The sequence below is a fragment of the Mobiluncus curtisii subsp. curtisii ATCC 35241 genome (assembly GCF_000146285.1).
Taxonomy (GTDB): domain Bacteria; phylum Actinomycetota; class Actinomycetes; order Actinomycetales; family Actinomycetaceae; genus Mobiluncus; species Mobiluncus curtisii.
In genome coordinates, this window is the sequence record NZ_GL385912.1 from 1,912,000 (window position 1) to 1,924,402 (window position 12,403).

Annotated in this window: 9 protein-coding genes; 2 read left to right on the forward strand and 7 right to left on the reverse strand. The window is 54.3% G+C overall.

What is annotated here, in order from left to right; translation table 11 throughout:
- Positions 1 to 48 precede the first annotated feature (48 nt).
- A complete protein-coding gene (locus tag HMPREF0574_RS08175) occupies positions 49 to 1,305 on the reverse strand; it encodes an extracellular solute-binding protein (protein ID WP_004008270.1) in 1,257 nt (418 codons plus the stop codon).
- Between the two features lie 305 nt (positions 1,306 to 1,610).
- Here HMPREF0574_RS08175 and HMPREF0574_RS08180 point away from each other — a divergent pair, with 305 nt between their 5' ends.
- A complete protein-coding gene (locus tag HMPREF0574_RS08180; protein WP_036324982.1) occupies positions 1,611 to 3,197 on the forward strand; it encodes an alpha-amylase family glycosyl hydrolase in 1,587 nt (528 codons plus the stop codon).
- A 103-nt stretch (positions 3,198 to 3,300) separates the two neighbouring features.
- On the opposite strand, the gene HMPREF0574_RS08185 is transcribed toward HMPREF0574_RS08180, so the two are convergent.
- The 3 genes from HMPREF0574_RS08185 to HMPREF0574_RS08195 form a co-directional block, all read right to left on the reverse strand.
- A complete protein-coding gene (locus tag HMPREF0574_RS08185; RefSeq protein WP_004008272.1) occupies positions 3,301 to 4,287 on the reverse strand; it encodes a malate dehydrogenase in 987 nt (328 codons plus the stop codon).
- Between the two features lie 124 nt (positions 4,288 to 4,411).
- The gene (gene pgi / locus HMPREF0574_RS08190) at positions 4,412 to 6,085 is read right to left on the reverse strand and encodes a glucose-6-phosphate isomerase (RefSeq protein ID WP_004008273.1); all 1,674 of its coding nucleotides are present in this window, start codon (positions 6,083 to 6,085) and stop codon (positions 4,412 to 4,414) included.
- Positions 6,086 to 6,186: 101 nt separating this feature from the next.
- Entirely contained in the window at positions 6,187 to 8,517 is a 2,331-nt protein-coding gene (locus HMPREF0574_RS08195) for a 6-phosphofructokinase (RefSeq protein WP_004008274.1), read from the reverse strand.
- Between the two features lie 220 nt (positions 8,518 to 8,737).
- Here HMPREF0574_RS08195 and amrB point away from each other — a divergent pair, with 220 nt between their 5' ends.
- A complete protein-coding gene (gene amrB, locus HMPREF0574_RS08200) occupies positions 8,738 to 10,204 on the forward strand; it encodes an AmmeMemoRadiSam system protein B (RefSeq protein ID WP_004008275.1) in 1,467 nt (488 codons plus the stop codon).
- Here the strand turns inward: amrB and HMPREF0574_RS08205 are convergent.
- The 3 genes from HMPREF0574_RS08205 to HMPREF0574_RS08215 all read right to left on the reverse strand — a co-directional run bounded on the left by HMPREF0574_RS08205 (position 10,171) and on the right by HMPREF0574_RS08215 (position 12,402).
- A complete protein-coding gene (locus tag HMPREF0574_RS08205) occupies positions 10,171 to 10,797 on the reverse strand; it encodes a TetR/AcrR family transcriptional regulator (RefSeq protein ID WP_004008276.1) in 627 nt (208 codons plus the stop codon). The two genes, amrB and HMPREF0574_RS08205, sit on opposite strands and share 34 nt — an antisense overlap.
- A gap of 64 nt (positions 10,798 to 10,861) precedes the next feature.
- Positions 10,862 to 12,220: a proteasome accessory factor PafA2 family protein gene (locus HMPREF0574_RS08210; RefSeq protein ID WP_004008277.1), complete on the reverse strand. Its 1,359-nt coding sequence runs from the start codon at positions 12,218 to 12,220 to the stop codon at positions 10,862 to 10,864.
- A complete protein-coding gene (locus tag HMPREF0574_RS08215) occupies positions 12,217 to 12,402 on the reverse strand; it encodes a ubiquitin-like protein Pup (protein WP_004008278.1) in 186 nt (61 codons plus the stop codon). The genes HMPREF0574_RS08210 and HMPREF0574_RS08215 overlap by 4 nt, the downstream gene beginning before the upstream one ends.
- Position 12,403: the final 1 nt, after the last annotated feature.

Here is a 12,403-nt window from a genome sequence, read left to right on the forward strand (position 1 = left end):
AAGAAAGCGCCTCTTTCCAGTGGCCCGACAGCTTCGAGATGTAGTTATTTAGCCAACCATCTTGGCCAACTGCTCAGACCACTTCTGGGTTTGAGCTTCCGCAGTAGCCTCGGTGATTTCCTTGTTCAGGATACCCTTGCCGAAAGCCTGTGCCGGATCCCACCAAGAGCCCATCGCAGAAATGGTCGGCTGCAGGATGGAAGCCTCGGAAATAACTTCCAGCTGAGCCTTGGCGGCAAAGTCATCATCAGTAATGGAGTCAGCCAGAGACTTGTCCGTCGGGACAATACCACGCATCTCGTAGTGAGCCTTTTGAGCTTCAGTGGAGCCCAGGAATGCTGCGAACTGAGCGGCAGCCTTGGCGTTCTTGGCGTGCGGGTTGTAAGCCACAGCCTTGGAGCCAGCGAAAGCCTCCATCTGGACATCTTTGCCGTCCAGCTTGTAGGTCGGCAGCTTGGCAGCTGCGTAACCATCACCCAAGGCCTCCTTCACACTGGCGGCGTCCCAGGTCCCGGAGAACACCACATCGGTGTCGCCAGCCTTCAGCGCGCCCAGACCGGAGCCTTCTGCATCATCCATAAAGTTCGGGTTATTGGCCAAGCCAACCAGATACTTCGTCACCGCGGTAGCGGCGGCATCACCGTCAGCAAAGGTGATACCCTTGGCGGCATCGTTGCCCTTATCACCAAAGAACGTCAGTCCTGCACCCTTGGTGTAGAAAGACTGGATGAACCAAGAGTTGTCGAGCGGGAAGGACACCTTGCCCTTCTCGAGCATCGTGTCCAAAGACTTCACATCATCAGCTGAGAACTTCTTTGAGTTGTAGTACATGAACCAGGTGTTTGAAGTAAAAGGAACACCGTAAATCTTGCCATCAGTGCCGGTGACCGAGTCCACCATGGAGGCTTCGTTTTGTTCCTTAACCTGCTTGGCTTCGTTCTCACCCAACTCACCGATAGCCTCAGCGTCGAGCAGACCGCCCAGCTGATCATTGGCGAACATGTAAACATCAGCGGCAGCGGTCGGATCGGTTTCTACCTTAGTCTTGGCATCGCCCTCAGAGACAACGTCATTCTTCCAGGTAATCTTGTATTCCGGATGAGCTTTCTCGAAGGATTCCTCCATCTTTGCCAGCCAGCTGTTACCGTCCGCTTGATCCTCTTGGGGAGCCCACACAGACAGCGACACATCTTCAGTCTTACCGCTAGCGCTATTCCCGCCAGCACCACCGCCACAAGCACTCATGGACAGGGCTACCGCAGAGGCGGCAATCAGACCAAAAGCTTTCTTCCACGTCATGGACATTAATTTTCCTTTCGACAGGCGAGGAGGATTTCTCCCCGGCTCGGAAAGCTCCGCAAAATGACGGGCAAAATACCCTCCGCTTTTCGAAGCAAACATTAATCTAGATGCTAGCATTTTCTTCCCTGCGGCTTTGGGGAAATCTCAATATTTTTTTAATATTTTTTCCCCGTCACCAGGTCACTAATTTACAGGGTGTTTACATCATCTTTGGTGCGCCAGATTCACCCCAACCACGAGAGCGTTCTGTAAGATATTTTGAGGTCTTTGTGACCTATCTATTACCGCATCCCAAGGAAAGGATTTTTGTGAGCACCTCATACCCCCGTCCCAAATGGCTGAATAACGCGGTTTTCTATGAGATTTATCCCCAGAGTTTTCAGGACTCTAACGGAGATGGCATCGGGGATGTTCCCGGCATCATCTCCCGCTTGGACTACCTCCAAGAGCTAGGAATTAACGCGCTGTGGCTCAATCCCCTGTTCGATTCACCTTTCAAGGACGCGGGATACGACGTGCGTGACTACAAGCTGGTGGCTCCCCGCTACGGCACTAACGAGGATTTGGTACGTTTGTTCGAGCAAGCGCACGCCAGGGGGATTCACGTGTTGCTGGATTTGGTACCGGGGCACACCTCCGAGGAACACGCCTGGTTCCAATCCAGCTCCCGTCCCGAGCCCAACGAGTTCTCGAATCGCTACGTGTGGACCGACTCCTGGATTGCCGGAGGCGACGGCTATCCCTTTATCGGTGGAGAAACTGAACGCGATGGGACGTATATCCTCAATTTCTTCAAATGCCAGCCTGCGCTGAACTACGGTTGGGCGCACCCGAAGTATCCCTGGCAAGACGAGGCTTTAGGTGAAGCTGCCCGGAAGACCTGTGACGCGATGGTGGACGTCATGCGCTTCTGGCTCTCTGCCGGCGCCGACGGATTCCGGGTAGACATGGCAAATTCCCTGGTGAAACATGATGACGAAGGTAAGCCGTACACTATCAAGACCTGGCATTACATGTTTGACCAGATTCGCCCTGAATTCCCCGAAGCCGCGTTTGTCGCCGAGTGGGGGGTGCCCCACGAAGCGGTGCAAGCCGGGTTTGACATGGACTTTTATCTAGATTGGCGGTGGGACAATCACCCGAACGGCTACAACATCCTGCTACGCAACACGAACACCCCGTATGTGCGGGAAAACGACCTGAGCTACTTCAACGCGGACGCACCCACCGACATCTGTGGTTTCTTGGAGCAATACGAGCCACAACTGCGTGACTCTGAGAAAGCCGAAGCATTCTTTAGCCTCATTACCTGCAATCACGACACCTGGCGGGCTGCGCCTCGTCTGAGCGAACGCGAACTCAGTCTGTCGTGGGCGACAATACTGACCCTGCCGGGAGTGCCATTTATTTATTACGGAGACGAAATTGGTTTGCGTCACCAGCTGCTCCCCACCAAAGAGGGCGGTTACGTGCGTACCGGAGCCCGCACCCCGATGCAGTGGGATAGTACTGACAACCTGGGATTTTCCACTGCTCCAGCAACGGATCTCTATCTGCCGGTCGATGCTAGCGCGGATGCTCCCACCGTGGCGGCACAGCGCGCCCAGCCGGATTCTTTGTGGCACACGGTGACGCGCGTGTTGGAATGCAAACGAGAACTCCCGGCTTTGGCAGCCGACAGTGGCTTCAGCGTCCTCTCTGCGGAGCCAAATCAACGTCTGTTCGTTTTCAAACGGGAAAATGCCGCGCAAAGCCTGATTGTGGCGGTCAATCCCGCACACACTGACGCGGAATACGATTTGTCACAAGAGCGTTCGGTGCGTTTCAGTATCGGCTCCGCCCAGTTGACGGGGACCACGCTACGGATGGGACCCCAGAGTTTCGCGATTTTGTAAAGCAATCCTGCCCCCGGATGGCAGGCTAACCGCATCCGCAATGGTGTTAAATCGGTGTGGGAGCCAGAATCTGGCTCCCACACCGAGATGTTTTATCGGAGATTTACATAATGCCCAGGGACTTTACGGTGTCGATTTCCGCAGCCGCCTTGTCCGCATTGAACTTAATCTTGGACTGAGTCTTTTCTGAAATTTCCAGACCTTCCACAACCTTCCATTCCTTGCCGTCGGAGGTCACGGGGAAACCGTAGGAAAGACCCTCGGGAACGCCGTACTGACCAGCTGAAGGAATAGCGGCGGTGACCCAGTCGCCCGCGGGGGTACCGCAAGCCCAAGAATGCATGTGATCGATTGCCGCAGCAGCCGCTGAAGCCGCGGAGGACTTGCCCCGGGCCTCAATAATGGCAGCTCCGCGCTTTGCCACGGTCGGGACGAAGTAATCATCCAGCCAAGCTTCGTCAACCAAGCCACATGCCGGCTTGCCGTCAACCTCACAGAAAGAAATATCCGGGTACTGGTCAGCTGAGTGATTGCCCCAGACAATCATCTTTTTGACACTGGACACCGGCACGTTGAGCTTTTCTGCCAGCTGGCTGAGAGCGCGGTTGTGATCCAGGCGCATCATGGCGTTAAAGCGAGAAGCGGGAACATCCGGAGCGGAGGCCGCAGCAATGACCGCGTTGGTGTTCGCCGGGTTACCCACCACCAAAATACGTACATCATCAGCGGCGTTATCGTTGATGGCTTTACCTTGCGGACCAAAAATACCGCCGTTGGCGCTAATCAAATCTGCGCGTTCCATGCCCTGCTTACGCGGCATCGAACCTACCAACAGACCAAAGTTGCAGCCTGAGAACGCCACATTCGGGTCATCGGTAATATCGATACCATCCAACAGAGGGAAAGCGCAGTCATTCAGTTCCATGGCAGTGCCTTCGGCAGCCTTCAAAGCCGGAGTGATTTCCAACATTTTGATTCGAACCGGCTGATCCGGACCAAGCATTTCACCGGAGGCGATACGGAATACCAGCGAGTACCCAATATTGCCAGCAGCACCGGTGACGGTAACATTTACAGGACTTTTAGCCATTGATTTAACTCCTTTGCATTGTGTTAAACGCTTCCACTCTGAGCGTCAGCATTCATTACTTTAGCGCAAAAAGCCACGCTGAGGGTAAACCAAAGCCCTTGAAAAAACGCAGAATTTCACCGGCTTACTTGTGTGCGAAATAGTATTCCAGCAGCTCTCGGGTCGACGCATCCGCCTGTGCCAACGCCTCGGCATCCCCGCTAATGGCTGGTCCCAGATTAATCGCCATCGCTTTGCCCAGTTCCACGCCCCACTGGTCGAAAGAGTCAATACCCCAGACTGCGCCTTGAACCAGCGTAATCATCTCGTACAGGGCGATAAGCTCCCCCAGCACTTTCGGAGTGAGGGCAGGTGCCATGATGGAAGTAGACGGACGGTCTCCGGGGAAAGTTCGGTGCGCTACCAATTCTTCCGGTGTACCTTCCGCCCGCACCTCGTCGGGAGTCTTCCCGAAAGCCAACGCCGCACTCTGGGCAAAGAAATTACCCAAGAACAGCTCGTGCTGACGTTTCCCCGTCTCGCTGTCAGTGAGATCCCAAGTCGGACGGGCAAACGCAATAAAGTCCACCGGAATCAGCCGAGTTCCCTGGTGAATCAGCTGATAAAAGGCGTGCTGACCGTTCGTGCCGGGTTCTCCCCAGAACACTTCGCCGGTATCGTAGCTGACCAGAGTGCCATCTCGACGCACCCGTTTCCCGTTGGATTCCATCGTGAGCTGCTGCAGATAGGCGGGGAAACGGTGCAGATATTGGGAATACGGCAACACCGCATGAGTTTGGGCATGCAGGAAGTTGGAGTACCACACGTTAAGCAAGCCCATCAGCAACGGCACGTTCGACGCTGGCGGGGTGTTGCGGAAATGCTCATCGATAGCACGGAAACCAGCCAAAAATTCTTCGAATCCTTCCCGGCCGATAGCTACCGCAAGCGACGTTCCCACCGCGGAATCCACGGAATAACGTCCCCCCACCCAGTTCCAAAAACCAAAAGCATTGCGGGGGTCAATACCAAAGTCTGCGACCTTTTCCAGAGCGGTGGACACCGCCACGAAATGCTTGGAGATGGCGTCTTTTGCGGCGGCATCAGTTTCATCAATAACACCGCGTTCCTGCAGACCACGCAGCAGCCAGGTGCGGGCGGCTTTCGCGTTGGTGATGGTTTCCAAGGTGGTAAAGGTCTTGGAAGCGATGATGAACAGGGTCGTTTCCGGGTCCAAGTCGCGGGTTTTTTCCGAAATATCGGTGGGGTCAATGTTGGACACAAAACGGCATTCCAGACCGGGCTTCACAAAAGGTCGCAACGCCTCATAAGCCATGTACGGACCCAAATCAGACCCGCCGATACCAATATTAACTACGGTCTGGATGCGTTTGGAGCTAACCCCGACCCAAGACCCGTCACGCACCGAGTCAGCAAAATCATAAATCCGGCTCAAGACCTCGTGTACTTCAGCGATGACATCCTTGCCGTCTACCATCAACTGAGTCCCCGCGGGAGCCCGCAACGCGGTGTGCAGCACAGCCCGGTTTTCCGTGTTATTGATGTGTTCACCATTAAACATGGCTTCGCTCAAGTCACGCACCCCGGCTTGGGCAGAAAGCTCTAAAAGCTTTTCAAAAACTGCCCCGGTAATCAGGTTCTTTGACAAGTCCACGTGCAAATCTGCCGCCGCAAAAGACAGGTTCTCTGCCCTGGCGGGGTCTGCGGCAAAGGCTTTCCGCAAATCCAGGTGGAATCCCGCAGCCATCGTGGTGAGGTCTTTCCATGCTGCCAGAGTGGTCGGGTCTTTCGTTTCCATTAAGGTTTCCCTTCTGTTCAATAGTCTGCCTGGGGTTGTTCCCCGGGGGTTATGTTCCTGTTTTTACGGTTTGTGTTGCGATTCTGTGCAAAACACTAAAGTTACGACCTCGGTCCGCTCATGTCGATGACCGGCAGGGGGAAGTCTTTGATTGGCGGATTCGAACTGGCCATCACTTCAATCAGCGGTCGCAACCCCATCCACCATTGATTGATAGGGCGACGTTTCTCTGGATTGACTTGTTTCTCCATTTGAGAAATGTCGTGGTATGACATCTGACCATTTTCTTCGCCGATATATTCAATGGCGCACTGTCCAGAATCTAGGGCAACATCAATGTGACGCATAGTCTCCCACATCAGACGTACCGCGAGAAGCCGGTCAAAAGGCGAGGGCGCCCCGCCTTGCTGCAGATACCCCACCGAATCTATACGAACGTCGAAGTGTCCCAGGGATTCCTGCTTGAACACGTTGGCCATAAACTTCAGGTCATAATGTCCCCCAGCCAGTTCGTTGCGAACCACCAGGGCGAGGCGACGACCTTTTGCAAAAGCTTCACGCATTTCAGTGGCGTGTTTGCCCAGCGTCTCTAGGCTGATGTTTTCTTCTTCCAGGTAAACCCGCTCTGCCCCGGCAGCAATGCCACTCATCAGGGCCAGATAGCCACAGTGGCGACCCATAGTTTCAGTGATGAAACAACGCTTTGAAGCGGCTGCTGATTCTTTCATCAAATCCATGGACCATACTGCGTTGTTTAGCGCGGTGTCAGCCCCGATAGAAATTTCGGCTCCCGGAAGGTTGTTATCAATGGAGGCCGGGACGATGACCATAGGTATTTGTAGAGCTGGATAATGTTTCAGTTCCTCGCTGATGGCTTGGGCAGACAGGTACGCGTTATATCCCCCGATCAGCACCAGCGCATCAATATGGTGGTTTTCAATCGAGCGACCGATAGCATAGAACTGTTCTACCGTGGGCACTTCCCGTTTGGTTCCCAGCTCGGCACCACCCCGGAAGTCCCAGCCCTCCACATCTTTCCACCGCAGTTTGTGGACTTTTCCGTCGATGAGTCCTTGCCAGGAACCCTCTATCCCTAGGACTTCCAAGCCGCGCTGCAGTCCGAAGCGAACTGCGGCTCGAGCCGCCATGTTCATCCCCGGAGCCAAGCCTCCCACGTGCATCACCGCAACTTTTTTCGCCTTGCGAGGCAGAGGTTTCAGCAATGAGGGCGGGGTGGACAGAACCCGGAAAATCTCTACCATATCGGTAAAGGAAGTCCCCCGTGAGGCGATAGCTTGGTCGTATTCTCCAGACTTAATCAGTTCGTGGACGTTTGAGGTCGCCGCCACGGTCTGAGTCAGGTCGAGTCGGGCAATTCGGTTGTAACGCACCCCCATGACTTTGGCAGGATCTCCCGGTTGTGCCTCGATGACGTCCTGTACCGCAGCGTACCCCAGCAGGGTGGGCATCCACCGGTCGTAAACCGAGGGCGTCCCGCCCCTCTGAATGTGTCCCAAAATGGTAACTCGCGCGGACTCTCCGGTACGCTGTTCGATGGCCTCAGCAACATAGTGCGCAGTGATGGGCTGACCATCCCGGTCTTTTGCCCCTTCCGCCACGACCACGATGGAGTCGCGCCGCCCGTGCTTGCGACCTTCGCTGAGTACCGTACACATGTCTTCTTCCCAGCCGGGAGCCGGAGGATTTTCGGGAAACAAGACATAGTCAGAACCACCCGCTACAGCGCTCATCAAAGCTAAATAACCGCAGTTTCGTCCCATGACTTCCACCACGAAGGTGCGTTGATGCGAAGCGGCAGTGGACGAGAGTTGATCTAGCGCTGCCAAGATTCGGTTCAAGGCAGAATCAGTGCCGATAGTCATATCTGTGCCCGCCATGTCATTGTCAATAGACCCGACTAAGCCGACAATTCGCAAGGACGAGTGAGCTTTGGCTTCCTCAGGGCTGAGACGTTTTTCCTCTACCAACTGTGCCAAGAGCTTGGGCCAATCTTGGCGCAGTTCCTCCGTCCCCCGCAACGACCCGTCACCGCCGATAGAAACGAGCCGGTCAATGCCGTTTTTAACCAGGTTTTCGCAGGCTTTCAGCCGCCCTTCCCAGTCCCGGAACTCAGGGCAACGAGCCGTACCGATGATGGTACCGCCCTTGGAAATCGTATTGGAGACATCCCCCCAACTCAGTTCGTGAATGCAGGAGCCACCCTGGACTGCACCCATCCAGCCTTCGCGTATCGCGAACGGCTTGGCTCCCAAAACTATGGCGGAACGCACCGCGGAACGTACCGCTGCGTTCATGCCCTGTGCGTCCCCTCCCGAAGTGAGAATGCCGATGCGTTTTTCCTGACCCGACTGTGCCGTTTTCGGTTTCGCGCCAGATTTTCCAGTTTTTGTCGTCTTTGCGGACCCGCCCATCTATATTTCTCCCCTCGGTTCTGTGCCGGTAGCCCGACCCGGTTTTATTCTCTCGAATTATTCACCCTTTTGGGTGTTAAACGTGAACTTTCCCGCCCTTAAGCTAAAAAACAACCTACAATAATTAGCCCCTGCCTGGTTGGAGTCCCGTTTTTACTCGACCGATAAAAAAGGGGCGAGTTTTGCCCCCTCGCCTGCTATTTTTGGGAATAATGGAATCATGAGTTTCGTACGTAAGCCGGCAGTAGCAGGATCTTTTTACCCTCAGGATCCTGGTGAACTGCAAAAAACGGTAGACGAACTGCTGAAAAAAGCCACTGCCCTCATCACCAACGATGTTTCGCGAGACTCACAAGGCAGACCTCTCCGTCAGCTAATGGGGGTACAGGTTCCTCATGCCGGATACATCTATTCCGGTCTCATCGCCGCGGTCGGGTTCCAGCTCGTCTCAACTTTACGTCCCCGACGCGTCATCATCGCCGGTCCCACTCACCGTGTTGGATGTCACGGTATCGCACTGAGCGAAGCTACTGCTTTTGCCACTCCCTTGGGGGAAGTTCCGGTGGATCAAGTCGCCCAGCAATACCTGGTGGAGCATAGTTCCGTCGCGAAGTTTTTCGAGCCCTCCCATGTGGATGAACATGCCTTGGAAGTTCAGTTGCCTTTCCTGCAGACCGTTTTCCGAGACGTAGATTTTGCCATCGTCCCCATGGCAGTTGGAGATTGCACCCCCGAAGATGTTTGTGACAGTTTACAAACACTACTTTCGATTCCGGGGGAAAATCCTGACGATACTTTGATTATCGTATCCTCGGATTTGTCCCACTACCTGGGCTACGATGAGGCACGCAAACTCGACACCGCGACTTTGTCTCAAGTCATGTCGTTGGAGTACCCCCTCGACCCGCGCCAAGCCTGCGGAGCTTATGCCTGGTCCGGGCTGATTCGTTTGGCACGTCGGGTGCAGTGGCATCCTCAACTGTTGATGAATGCCAGTTCCGGAGACACCGCCGGGGATAAATCACGAGTCGTTGGTTATTCCTCCGTGGCTTTTTGGAAATACAACTCACCTGAGGACGAATCCGGAATTCCGGATCGTTACGGAGCTTTGCTGCCCCAGATAGCCCGTGAGATTTTGACCGACGCTTTCCAGGACGATAATCAGATTGGTTCAATCAACGCCATCAGTAAAGTTAGCGCGTCAGATCGCGCGTTGCAACTGCTGTTGCGCTCCATCGGCGCTTCCTTCGTAACCCTGACGAATCACGGGCAACTGCGCGGATGCATAGGTTCACTTGCCCCGCACCGAATGCTCGGCGAGGACATCGCCGCAAATACTTTGGCTGCCGCTTTTGAAGACCCACGTTTTCCGCCTTTGCAGGCCTCAGAACTCGACCAGATTCAGATTGAGGTTTCTGTCCTCACCGAGCCCAAGCCGCTCGAACGTTTCGAAGGGGAAAGCAATGAATCCTACCTGTCCCGGCTGCGTCCCGGTATAGACGGGGTCATTTTGCGTCGTGATTTTCACCGGGCGACTTTCCTACCCCAGGTCTGGAGCGAGCTGCCCGATGTTCACGTTTTCATCTCGCAGCTAATGTATAAAGCCGGACTGGGTGGCGCAGAATTCGGACCGGAAATCAAGCTCGAGACTTATCAGGTGCAAGCCTGGGGTGAAGCCAAGGCTTGAAGACACGCGGACAGCGCGGGACAGGAACACAAGAAACAGCGGAGCTTTTCCACCACATCTTTCGGAAACACGCCCCCCTCGGAGACCACTTCAACAGCCAAACCGTCGATAGTAGAGATTACGACACTAGGCGAACATGAACAGTCAGCGGCTTTTAAAATATCCGCGACATATTCATCAAACCGAGCACGTCCCTCGCGATTCTTTTCCACAATTACCTGATGCTCAGCCAAAACTAGTGCGTGCAGAAAGTAGGTACGGATGTACTGAGTGTCAGTAGTCTGCGGAAGTACCGCGGCTACTAAAACCTCAGGCAACTTGTCACGCAATTCTGCTGAGGAGAGCTGCACCGCGTCGTCACGGATTTTACGAGCCCGTCCCACCCAGACCTCCACGTTCAGGCTCGCTGCTTCCATCAACAAGTCATCGCGCGTGGGGAAATGGTATTCAATCGTGGAATGGGGCAATCCGGCTTGTTTCCCCAGAGCGCGATAGGTCAGTGCGCTAGGAGAGGACTGGCGCAGCATCTGCGAAGCTGCTTTCAAGATTCTGGTCCTGGTATCTGGTTTTTTAGAATCGTTGACAGTACTCAAGCGCGCGATGTCCTCCCCTAGTCTGCTAGTGAAATAAATTTTCCGGTCGTTTAGTCAGGTCGGTCTATTTTCGTCCCAATTTTTCAATTCTTTCAAGCAATTGCGAGACCTCCGCAGATTCAGTCTCCAGCGGATTCAGCAGGTCAATCTGCGGGCTGGGCGGGTCGTCCAACCGGACGTGAGACCATCCAATCGACGCTGTCCTACCAGCTAGGTCACAAGCTTCTACCACCTTTCCACGCAAAAATGCGCGCGTATTGGCAGGAGGAATTGTCTTAGCGCGGTTAATGCTACTCTCATTTACCAGTAACTTCACATTTCCCGATTTCAAGAGTTTCTCACGCAGCCCGTATTGCCTCGATAAATCGTGGAATACTAAATCGGCGCGCCGGGCTCTGACCCCACCAAAATTCGTCTCGCCAGCGGACACGTGGGAAAGTAACTGATATTTCAGTGACCAATCAAGCTCACTGCTCAGAGCCGCGAAATCGCCTTCACTCAGGGCTGCTAAGCCACGGGTAGCCACATCCCGCAAACCGAATTCGTCGTCTTCCTCCGGTAATAACTCTATGCTTTCTCGCAAAAGGTCTGGGCAGCTCACCTCGACTGCGCTGTCCCCACGGTGTGCCGACATCCGCACATTTGGGTCGTAATTCCAGGTTTTCACCGCTGTCACGGGATCGTCGAGGACGATAAATTCCTCCTCTTTTCCGCTCTCCAAAAGGCTCAAAAATCGATCCGCCAAAAAAGCTCGCAGGGCAACCGTCACCGGCAGCATGGCTGAATCCACGCAGGTCACATGCAAACGACGCCAGTGGGAAGCATCCGCGTGCGGTTCCTCTTTCGTGTTGATGAAAGCCTTGTGATGCGTAGGGTCAGCCGAAGTCGCCTCGGTAATGTATTGCGCTCGCGCGCTAAAGCAGTATTTCCCTTCCTCGTCTATGCAGCCACTTCCGCACAGAATCTGTCGAGCCGCCAGGAATGACACGAAAGCCGGCAGAGAAATCGGGGTGTGCGCCCCATATTGATAGTTTTCGTGGCAGCCAAAGCTGTTTCCCCAAGAGTCGGCATTCGTTTTTAAGACGTGAATCCGGATACCGCGATTCCGCAAATTATTATTGGCAATATCGACTAAATCTTGGATAATCGCGTCACCCGCCAGGTCTTGAGCCACGACGTCTTCGAGATCAAGGCATTCGGGACCGGCATATTCGGGGTGCTCTCCAATATCGACATAGAGCCTCGCCCCGTTGGAGAGAAACCCGTGAGGAACCCGCACAGATCGTTCCGTACTGGCAAAAATCTCTCTCACTGCTTCTTCTACACCGAGGGGCGATTCCTCTGTGTTGGAGTCATCAGAAACATAGACGCTGGTAACGCCATATTCAGTTTCGAGTCCACAGACCCTTCCGAGACGTGTCATTGTCCGCCCTGCTGTTTGAAGTTTTGGACAAAGCTCAAGGCGTTGACGTTTAAGACATCTTCGATGTCTTCGATTAACGCGTCTAGTTTGTCTTCTGAGATTTTATTCTGAGGAGCCAGTTCGACTTCTTCGACCGATTCGTTCTCGCTGGTGGAGTGGCTCTCTTGAATCTGTTTCGCCATC